The sequence below is a fragment of the Streptomyces sp. NPDC048415 genome, from assembly GCF_040651675.1.
In the GTDB taxonomy this organism is placed as follows: Bacteria; Actinomycetota; Actinomycetes; order Streptomycetales; family Streptomycetaceae; genus Streptomyces.
Genome location: NZ_JBEZKJ010000030.1, coordinates 40,453 through 60,849 on the forward strand (window position 1 = coordinate 40,453; position 20,397 = coordinate 60,849).

At 69.2% G+C, this 20,397-nt stretch carries 19 protein-coding genes and 5 tRNA genes; 14 read left to right on the forward strand and 10 right to left on the reverse strand.

Features of this window, described 5'->3' with window-relative positions:
• Positions 1-40: 40 nt before the first annotated feature.
• A complete protein-coding gene (locus AB0D27_RS20930; RefSeq protein WP_362510717.1) occupies positions 41-232 on the forward strand; it encodes an acyl-CoA carboxylase subunit epsilon in 192 nt (63 codons plus the stop codon).
• Between the two features lie 127 nt (positions 233-359).
• Here the strand turns inward: AB0D27_RS20930 and AB0D27_RS20935 are convergent, their stop codons facing one another.
• The 8 genes from AB0D27_RS20935 to AB0D27_RS20970 form a co-directional block, all read right to left on the reverse strand.
• Positions 360-941 (reverse strand): ATP/GTP-binding protein, encoded by a 582-nt coding sequence (locus tag AB0D27_RS20935; RefSeq protein WP_362510720.1) that lies wholly within the window; start codon positions 939-941, stop codon positions 360-362.
• Positions 922-1,521, reverse strand: a complete 600-nt coding sequence (locus tag AB0D27_RS20940; RefSeq protein WP_362510723.1) for a DUF742 domain-containing protein — start codon at positions 1,519-1,521, stop codon at positions 922-924. The genes AB0D27_RS20935 and AB0D27_RS20940 overlap by 20 nt, the downstream gene beginning before the upstream one ends.
• A gap of 94 nt (positions 1,522-1,615) precedes the next feature.
• Positions 1,616-2,029 (reverse strand): roadblock/LC7 domain-containing protein, encoded by a 414-nt coding sequence (locus AB0D27_RS20945; protein WP_005479603.1) that lies wholly within the window; start codon positions 2,027-2,029, stop codon positions 1,616-1,618.
• 10 nt (positions 2,030-2,039) lie between these two features.
• Positions 2,040-5,264, reverse strand: a complete 3,225-nt coding sequence (locus AB0D27_RS20950) for a nitrate- and nitrite sensing domain-containing protein (RefSeq protein WP_362510726.1) — start codon at positions 5,262-5,264, stop codon at positions 2,040-2,042.
• Positions 5,265-5,614: 350 nt separating this feature from the next.
• Positions 5,615-6,190: an ATP/GTP-binding protein gene (locus tag AB0D27_RS20955; protein WP_028802395.1), complete on the reverse strand. Its 576-nt coding sequence runs from the start codon at positions 6,188-6,190 to the stop codon at positions 5,615-5,617.
• Positions 6,171-6,569, reverse strand: a complete 399-nt coding sequence (locus AB0D27_RS20960) for a DUF742 domain-containing protein (protein ID WP_362510729.1) — start codon at positions 6,567-6,569, stop codon at positions 6,171-6,173. The genes AB0D27_RS20955 and AB0D27_RS20960 overlap by 20 nt, the downstream gene beginning before the upstream one ends.
• Positions 6,570-6,680: 111 nt before the next feature.
• The gene (locus tag AB0D27_RS20965; RefSeq protein WP_055520031.1) at positions 6,681-7,094 is read right to left on the reverse strand and encodes a roadblock/LC7 domain-containing protein; all 414 of its coding nucleotides are present in this window, start codon (positions 7,092-7,094) and stop codon (positions 6,681-6,683) included.
• A gap of 9 nt (positions 7,095-7,103) precedes the next feature.
• A complete protein-coding gene (locus tag AB0D27_RS20970) occupies positions 7,104-10,847 on the reverse strand; it encodes a nitrate- and nitrite sensing domain-containing protein (protein WP_362510732.1) in 3,744 nt (1,247 codons plus the stop codon).
• A 597-nt stretch (positions 10,848-11,444) separates the two neighbouring features.
• Between AB0D27_RS20970 and AB0D27_RS20975 the strand changes: the two genes are divergently transcribed.
• The 9 genes from AB0D27_RS20975 (at position 11,445) to AB0D27_RS21015 (ending at position 15,440) form a co-directional block, all read left to right on the forward strand.
• A complete protein-coding gene (locus tag AB0D27_RS20975) occupies positions 11,445-11,633 on the forward strand; it encodes a hypothetical protein (RefSeq protein WP_362510735.1) in 189 nt (62 codons plus the stop codon).
• Positions 11,634-11,756: 123 nt separating this feature from the next.
• Positions 11,757-12,533 carry a fumarylacetoacetate hydrolase family protein gene (locus tag AB0D27_RS20980; RefSeq protein WP_362510738.1) on the forward strand — a complete coding sequence of 259 codons (777 nt, stop codon included), beginning with the start codon at positions 11,757-11,759 and terminating at the stop codon, positions 12,531-12,533.
• Entirely contained in the window at positions 12,526-13,995 is a 1,470-nt protein-coding gene (gene gltX, locus AB0D27_RS20985; RefSeq protein WP_362510742.1) for a glutamate--tRNA ligase, read from the forward strand. Before AB0D27_RS20980 ends, gltX begins: the two co-directional genes overlap by 8 nt.
• 110 nt (positions 13,996-14,105) lie before the next feature.
• The gene (locus AB0D27_RS20990) at positions 14,106-14,840 is read left to right on the forward strand and encodes an HAD family hydrolase (RefSeq protein WP_362510745.1); all 735 of its coding nucleotides are present in this window, start codon (positions 14,106-14,108) and stop codon (positions 14,838-14,840) included.
• Between the two features lie 93 nt (positions 14,841-14,933).
• Positions 14,934-15,005 (forward strand) — tRNA-Gln (locus AB0D27_RS20995).
• A 41-nt stretch (positions 15,006-15,046) separates the two neighbouring features.
• Positions 15,047-15,119 (forward strand) — tRNA-Glu (locus tag AB0D27_RS21000).
• 62 nt (positions 15,120-15,181) lie between these two features.
• Positions 15,182-15,254: transfer RNA gene (locus AB0D27_RS21005), tRNA-Glu, on the forward strand.
• 21 nt (positions 15,255-15,275) lie between these two features.
• A tRNA-Gln gene (locus AB0D27_RS21010) sits at positions 15,276-15,347 on the forward strand.
• 20 nt (positions 15,348-15,367) lie between these two features.
• Positions 15,368-15,440, forward strand: a tRNA-Glu gene (locus tag AB0D27_RS21015).
• 101 nt (positions 15,441-15,541) lie between these two features.
• Here AB0D27_RS21015 and AB0D27_RS21020 read toward each other — a convergent pair.
• Positions 15,542-16,186: a MerR family transcriptional regulator gene (locus tag AB0D27_RS21020; protein ID WP_362510748.1), complete on the reverse strand. Its 645-nt coding sequence runs from the start codon at positions 16,184-16,186 to the stop codon at positions 15,542-15,544.
• Between the two features lie 94 nt (positions 16,187-16,280).
• On the opposite strand from AB0D27_RS21020, the gene AB0D27_RS21025 reads away from it, so the two are divergent.
• Entirely contained in the window at positions 16,281-16,772 is a 492-nt protein-coding gene (locus tag AB0D27_RS21025; protein ID WP_362510751.1) for a DUF4188 domain-containing protein, read from the forward strand.
• Between the two features lie 133 nt (positions 16,773-16,905).
• Here AB0D27_RS21025 and ndgR read toward each other — a convergent pair whose 3' ends face one another.
• Positions 16,906-17,622: an IclR family transcriptional regulator NdgR gene (ndgR, locus tag AB0D27_RS21030; RefSeq protein WP_007384919.1), complete on the reverse strand. Its 717-nt coding sequence runs from the start codon at positions 17,620-17,622 to the stop codon at positions 16,906-16,908.
• A 191-nt stretch (positions 17,623-17,813) separates the two neighbouring features.
• On the opposite strand from ndgR, the gene leuC reads away from it, so the two are divergent.
• The 3 genes from leuC (at position 17,814) to AB0D27_RS21045 (ending at position 20,335) form a co-directional block, all read left to right on the forward strand.
• Complete coding sequence (gene leuC, locus AB0D27_RS21035; RefSeq protein WP_362510755.1) at positions 17,814-19,238, forward strand: 3-isopropylmalate dehydratase large subunit; 1,425 nt, start codon at positions 17,814-17,816, stop codon at positions 19,236-19,238.
• 5 nt (positions 19,239-19,243) lie between these two features.
• The gene (gene leuD, locus AB0D27_RS21040; RefSeq protein WP_362510758.1) at positions 19,244-19,837 is read left to right on the forward strand and encodes a 3-isopropylmalate dehydratase small subunit; all 594 of its coding nucleotides are present in this window, start codon (positions 19,244-19,246) and stop codon (positions 19,835-19,837) included.
• A 267-nt stretch (positions 19,838-20,104) separates the two neighbouring features.
• On the forward strand, positions 20,105-20,335 hold the full coding sequence (locus AB0D27_RS21045) for a hypothetical protein (protein WP_362510761.1): 231 nt from the start codon (positions 20,105-20,107) through the stop codon (positions 20,333-20,335).
• Positions 20,336-20,397: the final 62 nt, after the last annotated feature.

The window sequence follows — 20,397 nt, forward strand, 5'->3', positions numbered from 1 at the left end:
AGTACCCCTGCGGAAACCTCTCTCACGGAGACTGACACCTATGACCACCCCTGACATTCGCGTTGAGAAGGGCCACGCAGAGCCCGAGGAAGTAGCCGCCATCACGGCGATCCTCCTCGCTCGCGCCGCCTCCGCCCCCGCCGATGCCCCGGCCCACCGCGGCCGCGCCAAGGCCGGCTGGCGCCGCCTGGAGCGGGAGCCCGGGTTCCGGGCGCCGCACAGCTGGCACTGAGGGTTTGAGCTGACTCACGGCCCCGTTCTCCTGGTGGAGGGCGGGGCCGTGGTGTGTGACCCACGGACAACGGCCCCCGCTTCTCCCTGGGGAGAAACGAGGGCCGCTGCCTCAAAGTGCGGTGCCGCTAGCGCAGGCGCGCCATCAGGGCGTGCTCGACGAGCGTGATCAGCGACGACTTGGCGTCCGCGCGGTGGCGGGCGTCCGTCGTGATGATCGGGGTGTCGGGGCCGATCTGGAGCGCCTCGCGGACCTCGTCCGGGTTGTACGGCTGGTTGCCGTCGAAGCCGTTGAGGGCGATGACGAAGGGGAGACCCGAGTTCTCGAAGTAGTCGACCGCGGGGAAGCAGTCGGCGAGGCGGCGGGTGTCCACCAGGACGACGGCGCCGATGGCGCCGCGGACCAGGTCGTCCCACATGAACCAGAAGCGGTCCTGACCGGGGGTGCCGAACAGGTAGAGGATCAGGTCCTGGTCCAGGGTGATGCGGCCGAAGTCCATGGCGACGGTGGTCGTCGTCTTGTCTCCGGTGTGCGTGAGGTCGTCGATGCCCGCGGACGCGGACGTCATGACGGCCTCGGTACGCAGCGGGTTGATCTCCGAGACGGCGCCGACGAACGTGGTCTTGCCCACGCCGAAGCCGCCCGCCACCACGATCTTCGCGGACGTGGTGGAGCGGGAAGGCCCTCCGCTAGAGCTTGCGAAGTCCACTGAGCACCCTTTCGAGCAAAGTCACGTCTGGCTGGCCGCCGGCGTTTTCGTCGCCGCCGGGCTGATGGATGGCGACCAGGCCCGCCTCCGCCAAGTCGGCGACGAGAATCCTGGCCACGCCGAGAGGGATCGTCAGCAGCGCCGAGATTTCGGCCACCGACTTGATCTCGCGGCAGAGGTTGCAGATCCGCTGATGTTCGGGCAACTGGCCCTGCATCTGGTGCGGCTGCGCGGTGGTGTGCACCAGTGCCTCGATGGCGAGCTGGTAGCGGGGCCTGGTGCGGCCGCCCGTCATGGCGTACGGGCGCACCAGAGGGTTGTTCGACGACCCGGCCGGCGCCGGCTCGGGGGTGCGTCGCTGCGGCTGCACAGGCTGGATACGCGGCGCCGGAGGCTGGTCGTACGGTGACGGACCGGGACCCTGGGGGCCCTGAGGCGCGTACGGCTGCCGTCGGTGGCTCGGCGCGGAGGGGAAGTTGTATCGGTTCGGGTTCTGCGAACCGTCACCCTGGCCGCCCTGCCCCTGGCCGGGGCCGTACGACCAGTTGCCCGAAGACGAACCGCCTGGGGGTGTTGCCACTTTCTCCTCCTCCGACTGTGCCGGGCACCCATCACTGTGGGACCGCGTCCCGAAACCTTACGGCCACGGGACGCCAAAACGCACCGTCTGACTGTTAGTTGAGAAGGCTCCCCTGGAGCTCCGCTCGAAGGTCGGGTGTCAGGACCGTACCGGCACGGTCCACCAGAAGGGCCATCTCATACCCAATGAGGCCGATGTCCGCCTCCGGATGTGCGAGGACCGCGAGCGACGAACCATCGGAAACGGACATGATGAAGAGGAATCCTCGCTCCATCTCCACAACTGTCTGGTTCACACTGCCGCCCTCGAAGATGCGGGAGGCACCCGCGGTCAACGAGGTCAGACCGGACGCGACGGCCGCCAGCTGGTCGGCGCGGTCACGGGGAAAGCCTTCGGACATCGCCAGAAGGAGTCCGTCGGCGGAGACCACCACCGTGTGCGACACCCCGGGGGTGTTGTCCACGAAATTGGTGATCAACCAGTTCAGGTTCTGTGCCGCCTGGCTCATCGGGCTCACACTAACGCTCCTGGTTGTAGGTGCTGTCAGGACCGAAGCCCTGACCGTTCGTGTCACTACCTGCATTGCGCCCCCGCTGCACGCCGCGGCGCAGGTTGCTCAGCCTGCCCCGCACGTCCTCGGGAGCGCGGGAGACCTGGGGGCCGCCCTGTGGGGTCGATTCCGCGGTTCCCTCGACCAGGTTGGCCTTGGGCACCCGCCGCGGCAGGCCGGACGAGGTGACCCCGCCCGCCTTGGGCTTCTTGAGCTGCTCGGCGCGCTGCCAGCGGTCGTCGTTGGACGAGCGCCAGTCGTCGGTGCCGTTGCTCTCGGTGGCCGCGGGCGGTGCCTGGACGCCCTGGTCCACCGGACGCCGGCTGTTGCCGTTGGCACTGCCGCTCGCGGGGGATCCGCGGCGGGGCAGCCCGGCGTCGGTCAGCGCGTGGGTGGCGGAGGCAGCCGGTCCCGGACGGGTGAAGCCTACGCGGTCCTGCTCACTCACGTCAGCGGCCTGTGCGGATTCCGCTTCCGGAGCGTAATCGGATCGATACCCGCCCTGGTACGAGCCCTGCTGCGGCCAGTCGTCCTGGTAGGACGGCTCCTGGAAGGCGGAGAACGTCTCCGAGGCGGCGCCCCGGGCTCCCGAGTGCTCCTCCTGGACCGGCTCCGCATACGAGGGCTCCGGGTAACCGCCGCTGGACGGGAAGTACGTCTCGTCGTACGTCGGCTGCTGGGGCTCCTCGTACGCGGTCTGCCGGTCGTACCCCGTCTGCTGCTCCTGGTACCCGCCCTGCCCGTTGTCGTACCCGGGGGCGCCGTCGTACGACGGCTGTCCGTTGTCGTACGCGGGCTGACGGCCGTCGAAGTCGTCCTGGTAGCGCGGGGCCTCGATGGCGTCCGGGCCCTGTGCCTGGGCCTCCAGGGCCGCACGGCGCTCCTCGCGCATCAGGGAGCGGCCCACCGGGTCCAGCTCGCGGATGTCGTCGGGGACCTCGGTGTAGCGGCTGTCGTCGAAGCCGAGTTCGGCGGCCGTACGCAGCGGCTGCTGGCCCCCGAAGTCCTCGCCCTGGAACGACTGCTGCTGCTCCGGGATGATCTGCGAGACGGTGAACTCGTCACGCTGCAGCTGCTGTTCGCCGCCGCCACCACCGTGGGTGATCGCGTCGGGAAGCATGACCAGGGAGGTCGTACCGGCCTGCTCGCCCGAGGGGCGCAGCTGGACGCGGATGCCGTGCCGGTCGGACAGCCGGCCGACCACGAACAGGCCCATGCGCTGCGAGATCGCGGCGTCCACGGTCGGCGGGTTGGCCAGCTTGTGGTTGATGTCCGCGAAGTCCTCGGCGGTGAGCCCGATTCCCTTGTCGTGGATCTCGACCATGATGCGGCCGTCCGGGAGACGGGTCGCGGTGACGCGGACCTTTGTCTGGGGTGAGGAGAACGTGGTGGCGTTCTCAAGGAGCTCGGCGAGCAGGTGCACGAGGTCGGTCACGGCGCGGCCGTGGATCTCGGCCTCCGGTACGCCGGACAGCTCGATGCGCTCGTACTGCTCCACCTCGGAGGAGGCGGCGCGCAGGACGTCGACCAGCGGGACCGGCTGGTCCCAGCGGCGGCCCGGCTCCTCGCCGGCGAGGACCAGGAGGTTCTCGCCGTTGCGGCGCATTCGGGTCGCGAGGTGGTCCAGGCGGAAGAGGTTCTCCAGCTGGTCCGGGTCGGCCTCGTTGTTCTCCAGGTCGGTGATCAGGGTCAGCTGGCCCTCGATCAGCGACTGGTTGCGGCGCGAGAGGTTGGTGAAGATCGCGTTGATGTTGCCCCGCAGGAGAGCCTGCTCGGCGGCCAGTCGTACGGCCTCGCGGTGGACCTGGTCGAAGGCGCGGGCGACTTCGCCGATCTCGTCCGTGGTGGTGATCGGGATGGGCTGGACACGGGTGTCCACGCGGCCCGGATCGGTGCGCGAGAGCTGGTCGACCAGCATCGGCAGACGCTGCTCGGCGACGCTGAAGGCCGCGTTGCGCAGCTGGCGCATCGAGCGGCTCATCTGGCGCGCCACCATGCCGGCCAGGATGAACGCGGCGAGCAGGGCGACGACGACGACGGCGCCGGTGGTGAAGGCGTCGGTCTTGGCACTGTCGGAGATGTCCGCGGCCTCGGCCACCGCCTTGTCGGCGAGGTCCGACTCGATCTGGCGGTAGGCGTCGTACTTCGCGGTGTTGACCGCCCACCAGTTCTGCTCGGTGATGCCCTTCGCGGCGAGCCCGTCGAGCGCGGTCTGCTGCGGGGAGGGGAGCGTCGCGAGGGCCGAGACCATCACGGTGGTGTCGGACGGCGGCGGCACGTAGGCCGGGTTGGCGGCGGCGGCCTGCTTTGCCTTGTCCGTCAGGTCGGTCTTGATCTTCGCCTTGGCCGCGTCCAGCTTCGTCGCGTCGGCCTCGGTGCCACCACCGATGTACTCCTCGACGGCGATGCCCTCGAGGTAGGCGTACGAGGAGAGGGCGACGCGCTGGCTGGCGAGGCTGCCGGCGCCCGGGCCGGGCTTGATCAGCATGTGCATGCCGATGGACCGCTCCAGCGACAGCGCGGCCTTGGAGAGCGAGATCGCGTAGACCGTACGGCCGTAGCTGGTGATGTTTCCGGTGCCCAGACCGAGTTCGTTGGCGAACTCCATCAGCGGGTGCTGGATCTGGAGATAGCCCTCTTCGGTCTGCACGCCGTGGAGCTTGGAGGTGTACGCGATCTTGCGCAGGGAGTCCAGACCGGGCTCGACCTTGCGGAAGATGGCGAGGCGGCGTTCCAGGCCCGCCGTCTTCGGCATGTTCTGGGCGGCCTCGTCGAAGGTGTCGGCGGCGGCGTCCGTGGCCTTGCGGGCGTTGACGACGGTCGCGTTCTTCTGGCCGGCGCCGCTCAGCAGCGGTGCGGCGGTGACGTCGCGCTCGACGAACAGCTTGTCGCCGTAGTTGAGGGCGGCCTGCACCAGGCGCGCCGTCTTCTCGGCGTCCTGAGCCTGCTGCCAGGTGTCGATCGAGCTCTTCACCTGGAAGCCGCCCATCACAAGGCCGACCGCCACGGGTATGAGCAGAATCGCGTTCAGCCTGGTCGGCACGCGCCAGTTGCGCGGGGAGAGGCGACCGCCGCTCGGCGCGGGCGCCGCCGTGGGCTCCGGGCCGGGCATGTGTGCGGGCGCCGCTCCGCGCGGCGGCGGGGTGAAGTTGCCCCGTGCCGACGGCTCGGGACCGTTATTGCTTCGCCTCACTCGACCAACAACCTCTCGGCGTCGGCACCTACGTTGTGCCGCGGTATGTCCAGCGCCCTTGACTACTGGGCAGTTCAGCGCATTCCAGCACGTCAGGCGGCGCCCTTCCAAACACTCGGAACCCATGATTCCGAGTGGCGCAAGCCCCAGATAAAACGGTCATAAAGAGCGAGCCCCGCCAAAAGGCGGGGCTTTTGTGAGCGCAGCGGTACCGGACGACCGCGATGCGTGTCTGCGCCAGTGAAATTCTCTGTCGAAACGTTATGAACACTGTGGCCGACCGTGTCAAACGACACAGCCGGCTCCAATGCGTCTACGACAACTTCCGTACGAAGCTGACGACTTGGGTGCTACCGCAGGCGTGCCATGAGCGCGTGCTCGACCAGCGTGATCAGCGCACTCTTCGCATCCGCACGGTGCCGGGCGTCCGTCGTGATGATCGGGGCGTCCGGACCGATCTGGAGCGCCTCGCGAACTTCCTCGGGGTTGTACGGCTGGTGCCCGTCGAAGCCGTTGAGGGCGATGACGAACGGCAGACCGGAGTTCTCGAAGTAGTCGACCGCGGGGAAGCAGTCGGCGAGCCGGCGGGTGTCCACCAGGACCACCGCGCCGATGGCGCCGCGGACCAGGTCGTCCCACATGAACCAGAAGCGGTCCTGACCCGGCGTACCGAAGAGGTACAGGATCAGGTCCTGGTCCAGGGTGATGCGCCCGAAGTCCATGGCCACCGTGGTGGTGGTCTTGTCCCCGGTGTGGGTGAGGTCGTCGATGCCCGCGGACGCGGACGTCATGACGGCCTCCGTGCGCAGCGGGTTGATCTCGGAGACGGCGCCCACGAAGGTGGTCTTGCCGACGCCGAAGCCGCCCGCCACCACGATCTTCGCGGAGGTGGTCGCCCGGCCTCCGTCAGAGCTTGCGAAGTCCACTGAGCACCCTTTCGAGCAAAGTCACGTCCGGCGCGCCGCCGTTGCTCTCGTCGCCACCCGGCTGGTGGATGGCGACGAGTCCGGCCTCCGCGAGGTCCGCGACGAGAATCCGTGCCACACCCAGCGGCATGGACAGGAGCGCCGACACTTCGGCGACAGACTTCACCTCACGGCAGAGGTGGCAGATCCGCTGGTGCTCGGGGAGCAGCCCCATCAGCTGCGCCGGGTCGGCCGTGGTGCTGATCAGTGCCTCGATGGCGAGCTGGTAGCGCGGCCGGGTCCGGCCGCCGGTCATCGCGTACGGACGTACCAGCGGCTGGTCGCCCTCGTCCTCGTACGTATGTGCGTACGGATCATGAGAGGCGGTGGGCGGGGTCATGAATCCTCCGGGCGGGACAGCAAGTCGGTCAGTCGTGCCGTCTGTTGGGGCCGGTGGGGGGATTGTGGCGGCCGGACGGTGATTTCGTGCAGTCGGTAGAACCGGGGGTCGTCAGTGGAGCAGACTGCCCTGGAGTTCGGCGCGCAGGTCCGGGGTGAGGACGGCGCCCGCACGGTCGACGAGCAGCGCCATCTCGTAGCCGACGAGGCCGATGTCGCAGTCCGGGTGGGAGAGGACCGCCAGGGACGATCCGTCCGAGATGGACATGAGGAAGAGGAAGCCGCGCTCCATCTCCACGACCGTCTGGGCCACCGTGCCGCCCTCGAAGATCCGGGAGGCCCCGGCGGTCAGCGAGGTGAGCCCGGAGGCGACGGCCGCGAGCTGGTCGGCGCGGTCGCGGGGGAAGCCTTCGGACATCGCCAGAAGGAGTCCGTCGGCGGATACGACGACGGTGTGGGACACCCCGGGGGTGTTGTCCACAAAGTTGGTGATCAACCAGTTGAGGTTCTGTGCCGCCTGGCTCATCGGGCTCAACTAACGCTCCTGCTGGTGAGTGGGGCTGGGGAAGCTGCCGGTCTGGCCGTTGGGAGCGGCCTGTCGACCTTGCTGAATGCCCCTACGGAGATTGGTCAGCCGACCGCGTACGTCATCGGGCGCACGCGAGACCTGCGGACCGCTTTGGTGCTGTTGCTGCTGTGCCGTGCCCGCGACGAGATTGGCTCGCGGGACGCGGCGCGGCAGGCCTGAGGTGGTGACCCCGCCCGCCGACGGTTGACGGACGCGTTCTGCCTGCCGGACGAGGTCGTCGTTCGGCGAGGTGCGCCAAGAGGCGGGTGCTGTGGGGGCCGGTGCGGCGGCCGGCCGTTGCGGAGCCGAGGGAGCCTGCGGCGGCTGCTGCGGGGCCGCCGGCGAAGGCTGGGAGCCGTTGTGCTGAGCACCGCCGTTCGCCTGACCGTGGAACCAGTTGGTCTCCAGCGTGTCGTACAGCGGCGTACGTCCGTCGCCGGGGCCCGACGCCGGCGGCAGGGCCTCGGGCTCCTGCGGACGCACGGGCCGCTGCTGCGGACGCTCGTACTGCCCGGTGGAGGACGGGTCCTGGTGGTTGTCGTAGCCCGGGGTGGCGAACTGGCCGGTGGACGAGGGGTCCTGGCCGTTGCCGTAGCCCGGCCGGGCGAACTGCCCGGTGGACGACGGATCCTGGGAGGCGCCGTAGCCCTGAGTGGCGAACTGGCCCGTGCTGGACGGGTTCTGGCCGGCCGGGGAGGAACTCCCCGGGCCGAACACGTCCGGGCGGACGAACTGCCCGGTGTTCTGGCCGGTGTTCTGCGGCGCACCCGCGCCGGGGCGCGGAGCGTCGAAGTCGGGACGGGCGAACTCGGAGGTGGATCCGGGGCCCTGACGGTCGTCGATCCGCGGCATGCGCGAGGTGGCGTCGGGCTCCTCGTGACCGCGCGGGGTGTCGAGGGACGCGCGCGGCACCGGCGGCTGCGCGTTGTCGTCGCTCCAACTCGGCGCGCGGGAGCCGGGGTTGCCGCCGGGCAGCTCGGGTCGCTGACCACCGCGCCCCGGAAGCTGCGGCCTGCGGCGGCTGCCCTTGCCGCCCTTCGGCTGCTGCGGAGGAGCGGCCGCGGGGCCACTGTCACCGAAGCTGCCCTGACGGGCACCCGGTCCCTCGCCGAACGTGTTCTGACGCGTACCGGGTCCGTCACCGAAGCCCTGCGGCGCACCACCGGTCCCAGCGGCCTGGAGGCCCTGCGGGGCACCCGGCGAGCTCTGCCCGAAGGCACCGGCACCGGCCGGAGCCGGCCTGCCCTGCTGCCCGGCACCCGGACCCTGCGGCCCGCGCGCTCCGCCAGGAGCACCCGGGCGACCGCCCTGGTTGCCGCCCGGCAGCGAGGGGCCGCCCTGGTTGCTTCCGGGCAGCGCGGCCCGCGGACCCTGTCCCGCGCCGACCTGCCCACGCTGTGGCGGGGCGCCGACGCGTCCGGCGCCACCTGTGGGGGCACCGGCACCGAGCGAGGGGCCGCCCGAGCCGTTGCCCCGGCGGGCCGCGGCGACACCGGCGGAGGCCTGCGCGGCGGCCGGACCACCGGCGACCGGGGCGCCCTGGCCCGGCTTGCCCGGAGCCTTCTTTCCCTGGGCGACATCGACGGGAAGCATGACCAGGGCGGTCGTACCACCGGAGTCGGACGGGCGAAGCTGGATGCGGATGCCGTGGCGCTGCGACAGCCGGCCGACCACGAACAGGCCCATGCGGCGGGAGACGGAGACGTCCACGGTGGGCGGCGAGGCGAGCCGCTCGTTGATCGCCGCGAGGTCCTCGGGCGAGAGGCCGATACCGGTGTCGTGGATCTCGATCAGCACACGCCCGTCGGGCAGCGCGTGACCGGTGACCTTGACCTTGGTCTGCGGCGAGGAGAACGAGGTGGCGTTCTCGAGCAGCTCGGCGAGCAGGTGCACGAGGTCGTTGACGACGCGGCCGGCGACCTCGGTGGTCGGCACGGAGGCCAGCTCGATGCGCTCGTACTGCTCCACCTCGGACGCGGCGGCGCGGAGCACGTCGACCAGCGGGACCGGGCGGGTCCAGCGGCGGCCGGGCTCTTCACCGGCGAGCACGAGGAGGTTCTCACCGTTACGGCGCATGCGGGTCGCGAGGTGGTCGAGCTTGAACAGCGAGGACAGCTGGTCCGGGTCGGCCTCGCGGGACTCCAGCTCGGAGATGAGCGAGAGCTGACGCTGGATGAGGCCCTGGGAGCGGCGCGAGAGGTTGGTGAACATCGCGTTGACGTTGCCTCGCAGGAGGGCCTGCTCGGCGGCCAGTCGTACGGCCTCGCGGTGCACGTCGTCGAAGGCCGCGGCCACCTGGCCGATCTCGTCCCGGGAGTGCACACCGACCGACTCGACGGAGGTGTCCACGTCCTGCGGGTCCGACTCGGAGAGCTGCTTGACCAGCTCGGGCAGCCGGTCCTGGGCGACCTTGGTCGCGGTGTCCTGGAGGCGGCGCAGCGAGCGAATCATGGAGCGGGCCACCACGAAGGCGCCGACGAGCGAGACACCGAGGACGAGCAGGATCAGCGCACCCGAGAGGATCGCTTGGCTCTCGGACTCGTTGCGCAGCTGACGGGCCTTCTGCTCCATCTGGCCGAGCAGCGTGGTCTCGATCTTCGACATCTGCTCGATCTTGGCGGAGTCGTCGTCGACCCAGTCCTTGTACGAGCGCTTGCTCTGCGTCTTGAGAGCGTTCGGACCGGCCAGCACGCGCTTGGCGTACTCGTCGGCGGACTGGATGGTCGGGTTGTCGCCCTCGATCGGCTTGAGGAGCTCCGCGTAGCCGGCGCCGTAGATGTCCTTGAAGCCGCTGATCTCGGATTCCTGGCTCTCCTGTGCGGAGAGCGCGTACTGCCGGTCGTTCTCGGACAGCGTGCCGTAGGTGTTCTTGGTCTCGGGCAGCGCGGCGGCGATGACGGCGCGCTGGAGGGAGGCGTACTCCTTGGCCGAGGAGAAGGCCGACAGCGCGCGGGTGCGCTGGATCATGTCCGGGTTGCTGGTGGCCTCGGCCATGTCCTGCGAGAGCGCGAGGAGCTGGGTGATGAGGCGGTGGTACGCCTCGACCGTCTGCGTCGAGTTCTTGGGGTCGTCGTAGGCGTCGCTGCGGATGCTGTTGAGCTTGTACAGCTCGGTGGCGAGGCCGACGAGGCTCTCCCGGACGCCGGAGAGCTGGCCGCTCTCGGTGGCGTCGTCGACCTGCTGGACATCCGAGAGGAAGTGCTTCTTGGCGACGTCCGTGGCATCGCGAACGCCCTTGACCGTGTAGTCGGTGGCCGGGGCGCCGTGCGCGAGAGGGCCCGCCGACTGGTCGCGCTCCTTCTGGAGCGCGGCGGCGAGCTCGGTCGCCTGCTTGGTCATGTCGGTCAGCAGCTTCATGTTGTCGAGCTGCTGGATGGAGTTCATGTTCTCGTTGATGCGGAGCGCACCGAGCGAGGTCGCGGCGACCACGGGGAGCGCGAGCAGCGACACCAGACGCGTGGAGATGCGCCAGTTGCGCAGGGCTATTCGCGAGCCGGGGCCGCTGGGGCTCTTCGGCTTCGCGGCCGGCGTGGTGGCGGGAGCCTTGGCCTTCGCGCCGGGGCGAGCGGAGTGTTCACCGCTGCCGCCGACCGCTGCCGGTCCCGGGTTCTGGGCGTGCTGGGGCGAGGAGCCGGCTGCCATCGGGCCAGTCCCGCCGTGCGGCTCCGGCTCCGCCGAAGCGCTGCCATCCCTCTTGAAACGTCCCTGCACTAGCGTCGCAACCTCTGGACCAGGCGCCCCTCCGCGAAAGCGGCGAGGCGGTGTCGGCGTCGTACAGGAGCGCAGATGCGCCCCTTGGTGGTCGTGAGTGACCGGCGCTGGCTCCCCTTTCCCGCCGCCACTCGGCGCTGCGTTGCGCCGCTTGCGCGCCGGTTCCATCCCGCGGCGGTCCGTGGAATTCCAGCACAGTGCCGGATCTCCAACAAGGCCCGAGTACCAGGCTGTGACCTCCGTGACACCTAGTGAGGGCTGCGTCACGAGATGTAGAAAGCGATCTGGTACATAACGGACGTATGTCCACGAGGGGAAGGGGTGGGTGGGGTGTCCCAGTCGCCATGATCAGGAGCGGAATGTTGGCTTCAGGGAAGCAATGTCCGTTTCGTGGGGTCGAGTTGGGGGTCTGAATTGACCGATTTGCCTAGTAGTAAGTGAGCAAACTCACATGGCGATCATGGCCTCTTCACGGCTCCGCCCGGGAATTGAATGTTTAGCCTGACGCTTTACAGCGACGGCGAATCCGACAACCCGCGCCGATACGGCGGCCCTTGGGCGCGCCCGGCGCCCGCGACGACAAGGTCGAGTACAACAGTGAAGACGACGATGATGTTCCGCAACATAGCCAACCCGCGGCGCACGACGCTGGCGCACCTCGAGGACGCCGACGCGCTGGAGACGCCGCAGCAGCCGGAGCACTCGGTCGACCTCCCCGCCCAGACCGCCAACCCCTGCCGGACCATCCTGATGGAAGCCCCGGTCGCGGCCTCCGTCGCGGAGTAGTACGCACCGCGGGTCGCCGCAGGCTCACGCCCGGCCGGTCGATATACGCGAAGCTCGCACCCCTTGCCGCGTTAGCCTGGAGCGTCAGACTCCAGCCAGCTCAGTGAGGGGCGCAACGATCCCGTGCGCATCGCCAGATTCTCCATCGACGGCAACGTCGCGTTCGGCGCGGTCGAGGGCGACAAGCCGGACGAGCTCGTCCTCGACATCATCAAGGGCATCCCGTTCGCGGACTTCGAGCTCTCCGGTACGAAGGTCCCGCTGAGCAAGGTGCGGCTGCTGCCGCCGGTGCTGCCCAACAAGGTCGTGGCCTTCGGCCGCAACTACGCGGAGCACGCGAAGGAACTCGGCAATGAGGTGCCCGACGCCCCGTTCGCCTTCTTCAAGCCGTCGACCTCCGTGATCGGCCCCGGCGACGAGATCCAGTACCCCTCCTTCACCAGCGAGCTGCACCACGAGGCCGAGCTGGCCGTGGTCATCGGCCGCATGTGCCGCGAGGTCCCGCGCGAGCGCGTCAAGGACGTCATCCTCGGCTTTACCTGCGCCAACGACATCACCGCGCGCGATGTCCAAAAGCGCGAGAAGCAGTGGGCCCGGGCCAAGGGCTTCGACACCGCCTGCCCGCTCGGCCCCTGGGTGGAGACGGACCTCGACCCGAGCGACCTCACCATCCAGCTCACGGTCAACGGGCAGCAGCGCCAGCTCGGCCGCACCAGCGAGATGATCCACTCCATCGAGGATCTGATCGTCAACATCACCGAGGCCATGACGCTGCTCCCCGGCGACGTGATCCTCACGGGCACCCCTGCTGGGGTCGGCCCCCTGAACGTCGGCGACGAGGTCGCCGTCACCATCGAAGGCATCGGCACTCTCACCAACAAGGTGATCAAGCGTGGCTAACGGATCCGTCCGCGTACGTTTCTGTCCCTCCCCGACCGGCAACCCCCATGTGGGCCTGGTCCGCACCGCCCTGTTCAACTGGGCGTTCGCCCGGCACAACGAAGGCACTCTGGTCTTCCGCATCGAGGACACCGACGCGGCCCGCGACTCCGAGGAGTCGTACAACCAGCTGCTCGACTCGATGCGCTGGCTGGGCTTCGACTGGGACGAAGGCCCCGAGGTAGGCGGCCCGCACGCGCCGTACCGCCAGTCGCAGCGCATGGACATCTACCAGGACGTCGCCCAGAAGCTGCTGGACGCCGGCCACGCGTACCACTGCTACTGCTCGACGGAGGAGCTGGACGCCCGCCGCGACGCCGCCCGCGCCGCAGGCAAGCCCTCCGGCTACGACGGCCACTGCCGCGACCTGACCGCCGAGCAGAAGGCCGCGTACGAGGCCGAGGGCCGGACCCCCATCGTCCGCTTCCGCATGCCCGACGAGACGATCACCTTCACGGACCTGGTCCGCGGCGAGATCACGTACCTCCCGGAGAACGTGCCGGACTACGGGATCGTACGAGCCAACGGCGCGCCCCTGTACACGCTGGTCAACCCGGTCGACGACGCCCTGATGGAGATCACCCACGTCCTGCGCGGCGAGGACCTGCTCTCCTCCACCCCGCGCCAGGTCGCCCTCTACAAGGCGCTGATCGAGCTGGGCGTCGCCAAGGAGACCCCGGCCTTCGGGCACCTCCCGTATGTGATGGGCGAGGGCAACAAGAAGCTCTCCAAGCGCGACCCGCAGGCCTCGCTCAACCTCTACAGGGAGCGCGGCTTCCTCCCCGAGGGCCTGCTCAACTACCTGTCGCTGCTTGGCTGGTCGCTCTCGGCGGACCGCGACATCTTCAGCATCGACGAGATGGTCGCCGCCTTCGACATCGCGGACGTCAACCCCAACCCGGCCCGCTTCGACCTCAAGAAGTGCGAAGCCATCAACGCCGACCACATCCGCCTGCTCGATGTGAAGGACTTCACCGAGCGCTGCGCCCCCTGGCTGCGCGCCCCGTTCGCCCCGTGGGCGCCCGAGGACTTCGACGAGGCGAAGTGGCAGGCGATCGCCCCGCACGCGCAGTCCCGTGTCAAGGTCCTCTCCGAGATCACGGAGAACGTCGACTTCCTGTTCCTGCCGGAGCCGGTCTTCGACGAGGCGTCCTGGGCGAAGGCCATGAAGGAGGGCTCGAGCGAGCTGCTGAGCACGGCCCGCGCGAAGCTGCTGGAGGCCGACTGGACGAGCCCCGAGTCGCTGAAGAACGCCGTCCTGGCCGCCGGCGAGGAGCACGGCCTCAAGCTCGGCAAGGCTCAGGCCCCGGTCCGCGTCGCCGTCACCGGCCGCACGGTCGGCCTCCCCCTCTTCGAGTCCCTGGAGATCCTGGGCAAGGAGAAGACGGTAGCCCGCATCGACGCGGCGCTGGCGAAGCTGTAGCCACACCGCTCAGCGAAGGGGCGGCGTCCGGTTCGGACGCCGCCCCTCTCGCGTCGCGTTCCTCGCGCGAGCGACGGACACGGGCCCCCGCACGGAGTTACGGTCGGTCCATGAGTATCAAGGCCGTGGTCTGGGACATCGACGACACGATCTTCGACTACACGGCCGCGGACCGGGCCGGGATGCGTGGGCATCTGGCGGCCGAGGGACTGCTCGAGGGGTACGAGTCCGTCGAGTCGGCCCTCGCCCGCTGGCGGGAGATCACCGACGCCCAGTGGGCGAGGTTCTCGGCGGGGGAGACGGACTGGCAGGGCCAGCGCAGGGACCGGGTCCGGGTGTTCCTGGGGGAGCAGCTCAGCGACCCCGAGGCCGACGCCTGGTTCGACCGGTACATCACGCACTACGAAGCCGCCTGGACCCTCTTCCCGGACGTACTGCCTGCCTTGGACAGCCTTGTCGCCAGCCACCGGCACGCGGTCCTGTCCAACTCCAGCCTGCTCGTCCAGGACCGCAAGCTGCGTGTCCTCGGCGTGCACGACCGCTTCGAGTCCGTTCTGTGCGCGGCCGAACTCGGCGTCTCCAAACCCGCCGCCGAGGCCTTCCACGCCGCCTGCGACGCCCTCGGTCTGCCCCCGCACCGGGTCGCGTACGTCGGCGACCACCCGGAGATCGACGGCCGGGGCGCCGCCGCCGCGGGACTGCTCTCCGTCTGGATCGACCGTGACGGTGCTCACGCTGCCGGCGACGGCCCACCCGCGGGCCCGCACCGGATCGCCTCACTGGCCGAACTCCCGGCTGTCCTCGGCGCGGATACCCGTTTTGGAGCGCCGTCCACCTTCAGGTAATGTTCTTCCTGCGCCGCCGGAGAGCGGGCCGAAAGGTCCGGAAACCCGGAGGCGCAAGCTAGAACAGGATCCCCGCAAGGGATTGTGTTTCAGTGGCCTATGGTGTAATTGGCAGCACGACGGTTTCTGGTTCCGTTAGTCTAGGTTCGAGTCCTGGTAGGCCAGCTCGCAGAGCTTATCTGCATCGCAGACACCAGTTCTGCAAGGCCCCCGTTGTGTAGCGGCCTAGCACGCCGCCCTCTCAAGGCGGTAGCGCCGGTTCGAATCCGGTCGGGGGTACAGATCCTTCCCAGGGGGACAGTCCGGGTCGCACCCGCTGACTCTCATGCAGGATCGCTAGGGCCCCCGTTGTGTAGCGGCCTAGCACGCCGCCCTCTCAAGGCGGTAGCGCCGGTTCGAATCCGGTCGGGGGTACTCGGTGGTCTAGACCACCATTGGGCTATGGTGTAATTGGCAACACGACGGTTTCTGGTTCCGTTGTTCTAGGTTCGAGTCCTGGTAGCCCAGCTGGATCACTTGTGATCCTTGCCCCCGTTGTGTAGCGGCCTAGCACGCCGCCCTCTCAAGGCGGTAGCGCCGGTTCGAATCCGGTCGGGGGTACAGAGATCGACGGGCCTTCACTTCGGTGGCGGCCCTTCGGCGTTCCCGGCCCGCTTCATGACCGTACGAGCCCATCCCGCTTGGGGCTTGGGGTACGACCGTCACACGATCCCGTACCGCCGTGCCGACTCCTCCTCCTGCGCCAGTCGGTGCATCGCCTCGAGTACCGGCTTGAAGAGCACCGCTCCCACCACCGCCGCCTCCGCCTTCTCCTCCTCGGACGGGAACGTCTCCACGAAATCCAGGTCCCGGACGGCCGCCTGATACATCAACTGGGCGTAGGACACCATGAGTTCGGCATCGACGGGATAGCCGAGCCGGATGAGCGTGGCCACCGCCGACACCAGCGCGCGGTGCACGGGGGAGAGGGTGCTCAGCTCCCGCGCGCTCTCCCAGCCCACCGTCCGCAGCATCGCGTCCACCTCGCGGCGCGCGGCCGTTACGGAAGGGTCCGCCTCGTCCGGTGCGGGCGGCTGCGGCAGCGCCCACAGGGCCGCGCCCAGCCGGATCGTGCGGCCGAGGGAGTCGTCGTCGATGTGCCCGAGAACCTCCCGGGTCGTCGCCACCGGGACCTGGCCGTCCTGGATCAGCGCGCGCACCAGGCGCAGCCGGCGCAGATGACCCTCGTCGTAGTCGGCGGTCGTCGCGCCGATCCTGCGCCCCGGAGCCAACAGCCCTTCGCGCAGGTAGTACTTGATCGTCGCGATGGACACCCCGCTGCGCTCGCTCAGTTCCGCCAGCCGCATCTCTTGCGCCCCTCCTTGGATAAGGGCACTATCTAAGCATCGCCCGGTTGGATAGTGACGTTATCCAAGGCGTGTTCTCCGGGAGGGGATCGCCATGTTCGCCAAGCCCATCGCGGGCCGTACCACCGCAGCGGCCGAGGGAGACGCGGTCGTCCTGCTGATCGGGATGCGCATCAACCACTTCTGGGCGGTGCACCAGTGGGTGCCGGTGCTCCTCGCCATGCCGCGCATGATCCGGGAACTGTCCAGGGACAGGAGCCGCGGCCTGCTCGGTCACCTTCTGCTCACCGCCTCCCCGCGGACGTACTACGTCGTCCAGTACTGGGAGTCCAAGGAGAAGCTCTACGCGTACGCGGCGGCGCCCGACATGTTCCATCACAAGGTGTGGGCGGTCATCAACCGCAAGGAGCGCGCCGGGAAGGTGCGGCAGCACGTGGGGATCTGGCACGAGGCGTACATCACGCCCAAGGGCTCCTACGAGACGATCTACGCCGACATGCCGCCCTTCGGGCTCGCGAAGGCCACCGGTGTGCTGCGCGTCGAGGAGCGCGGCCGCCGTGCCGCGGACAGGCTGGCGCATCGCTGAGGGGGAAAGGGGGCGGGGCATGCCGGGTGCTCCGGCATGCCCCGCACTCGTGTGAGCTCGTATCTGTCTCGTCCGGGGGAGGGTCTGCCGCGGCGTTGAGGCGGGCCCGGTCCCGGAGCGTACGAGAAGAAGGTCAGCCGGTGCGGCGCAGGGCCTCGGAGAGGCGGGCGGCGGCGTCGATGACCGCCTGGGCGTGCATACGGCCCGGGTGGCGGGTCAGACGCTCGATCGGTCCGGAGACCGAGACGGCGGCCACGACACGGTTGGAGGGGCCGCGCACGGGCGCGGAGACGGACGCGACGCCAGGCTCGCGCTCGCCGATCGACTGGGCCCAGCCCCGGCGTCGTACCCCGGAGAGCGCGGTGGCGGTGAAGCGGGCGCCCTGCAGGCCCCGGTGCAGGCGCTCGGGCTCCTCCCAGGCCATCAGGATCTGGGCCGATGAGCCGGCCTTCATGGTGAGCGTGGAGCCGACCGGGACCGTGTCCCGCAGGCCGGACAGGCGCTCGGCCGCGGCGACGCAGATGCGCATGTCGCCCTGGCGGCGGTAGAGCTGCGCGCTCTCGCCCGTGATGTCACGCAGGTGCGTGAGCACCGGGCCCGCCGTCGCGAGGAGGCGGTCCTCACCGGCGGCCGCGGCCAGCTCGGCGAGGCGGGGGCCGAGAATGAAGCGGCCCTGCATGTCGCGCGCCACCATACGGTGGTGTTCAAGTGCCACGGCGAGGCGATGTGCCGTGGGTCGTGCCAGTCCGGTCGCCGCGACCAGGCCCGCGAGGGTGGCCGGACCGGACTCCAGAGCGCTCAGGACAAGGGCTGCCTTGTCCAGAACGCCGACGCCGCTACTGTTGTCCATGCAACGATACTCGCGTCTCACTCTGTGAAACGCAAGTTCAATTTTCCGTGGAAGGCGCCACCCTTGTAGACACAGCGGCCCGCGTACCAACGGGCCCGGCGGACGACGTCCGGTACGAGGGGTACGAACGTTGCACGCCCCGGAAATCTCTAGTTGGGCCGGCGCCACACAGGCCGGCCGGAGGGAAAGCGATGGGTAGGACACTCGCGGAGAAGGTCTGGGACGACCATGTCGTCCGGCGCGCCGAGGGCGAGCCCGACCTCCTCTTCATCGATCTGCACCTGCTGCACGAGGTGACCAGCCCGCAGGCCTTCGACGGTCTGCGTCAGGCGGGGCGCCCGGTGCGCCGCCTCGACCTCACCATCGCCACCGAGGATCACAACACCCCGACCCTCGACATCGACAAGCCCATCGCGGACCCGGTCTCCCGGGCCCAGCTGGAGACGCTCCGCAAGAACTGCGCCGAGTTCGGCGTGCGCCTGCATTCCCTGGGCGACGTCGAGCAGGGCGTCGTCCACGTGGTGGGACCGCAGCTGGGCCTGACCCAGCCGGGCACCACCGTGGTCTGCGGTGACTCGCACACCTCCACGCACGGCGCCTTCGGCGCGCTGGCGTTCGGCATCGGCACCTCGCAGGTCGAGCATGTGCTGGCCACCCAGACGCTGCCGCTGGCCCGCCCCAAGACCATGGCCATCACGGTCGACGGCGAACTGCCCGAGGGCGTCACCGCCAAGGACCTGATCCTGGCGATCATCGCCAAGATCGGTACCGGCGGCGGCCAGGGCTACATCCTGGAATACCGCGGCTCCGCCATCGAGAAGCTCTCGATGGAAGCCCGCATGACCATCTGCAACATGTCGATCGAGGCCGGCGCCCGCGCGGGCATGATCGCCCCCGACGAGACCACCTTCGACTACCTCAAGGGCCGCGCCCACGCCCCCGAGGGCGAGGAATGGGACGCCGCCGTCGCGTACTGGAAGACGCTGAAGACGGACGAGGACGCGGAATTCGACGAGGAGGTCGTCATCGACGCCGCCTCCCTCTCTCCGTTCGTCACCTGGGGCACCAACCCCGGCCAGGGCGCGCCGCTTTCGGCGTCCGTCCCCGATCCGGCTTCGTACGAAGACGCTTCGGAGCGGATGGCCGCCGAAAAGGCCCTGGAATACATGGGGTTGACCGCCGGAGAGCCGCTGCGCGACATCAAGGTGGACACCGTCTTCGTAGGTTCCTGCACCAACGGCCGTATCGAGGACCTGCGTGCCGCCGCCGCGATCGTCGAGGGCCGCAAAGTCGCCGACGGCGTACGGATGCTGGTCGTCCCGGGCTCCGCGCGGGTCGGTCTGCAAGCCGTTTCCGAGGGCCTGGACGTCGTCTTCAAGGAGGCCGGCGCCGAATGGCGGCACGCGGGCTGCTCGATGTGTCTGGGCATGAACCCCGACCAGCTGGCTCCCGGTGAGCGCTCCGCGTCCACCTCCAACCGCAACTTCGAGGGCAGGCAGGGCAAGGGCGGCCGTACGCACCTGGTCTCGCCGCAGGTCGCCGCCGCGACCGCCGTGCTGGGCCACCTGGCCTCGCCCGCCGACCTGTCCGACGCCCCCGTGCCCGCTGGAGTCTGAGAGCCATGGAAGCATTCACCACGCACACCGGCCGGGCCGTCCCGCTGCGCCGCAGCAACGTCGACACCGACCAGATCATCCCCGCCCACTGGCTCAAGAAGGTGACGCGGGACGGGTTCGAGGACGGACTGTTCGAGGCCTGGCGCAAGGACTCCTCGTTCATCCTCAACCAGCCCGAGCGCAAGGGCGCCACGGTCCTGGTCGCCGGACCCGACTTCGGTACGGGCTCCTCGCGCGAGCACGCCGTCTGGGCGCTGCAGAACTACGGCTTCAAGGCCGTCATCTCGTCGCGCTTCGCCGACATCTTCCGCGGCAACTCGCTCAAGAACGGCCTGCTCACGGTGGTTCTGGAGCAGAAGATCGTGGATGCGCTGCAGGAGCTGACGGAACAGGACCCACAGGCCGAGATCACCGTCGATCTGGAGGCCCGCGAGGTGCGCGCCGAGGGCATCACCGCCGCCTTCGAACTCGACGAGAACGCCCGCTGGCGGCTGCTGAACGGCCTGGACGACATCTCCATCACCCTCCAGAACGAGGGCGACATCGCCACGTACGAGGCCAAGCGCCCGTCGTACAAGCCGAAGACGCTCCAGGTCTGACCCACAGGCCGTAGCCACGGCTGATTTCAGCCACCGCAACATCCCTCTGTACCCCCAATCGTGGACGGTTGGGGGTACAGCTGTGTCTGCCTCCGGGCGGCCTTCCAAAGGGTCGGTCCGGGGCCTCAACTCCCCTAGTTACAAAGGCGGTTGCCGGGGTACACGACCCGGCGTGCCGGGTCGTGCCGAGGTGCTCAGGACCCCCTCCAGGGACGGCAGTTACCCCCTGCGCAGGCGACAACTCGCCCCAGATGGCACAATCTGTGCATGGAACACGACGGCCAACTCGAGCTCTACGTGGCAGTCGCGGCCCAACTGAAGGAAGCGCACACAAGAGTGCGCGCACTGCAAGTCCCGGAGGGCGTACGGATGGCGCTGACCCGGAAGCTGCTGGTCATTACGGCCGTGGCCAAGCACGATCTCGCCGATGCGGCAAGGCGTCTGGAGCGGTTCACCACGGACCTCGACGAGGGTCGATTCCTCGAAGGGGAACGCTGAGGAACTCCGCGACAGCCCGAGTTCGTTGCGGCACAAGGGTGATTAGCCCGTTTCGTGTTTGA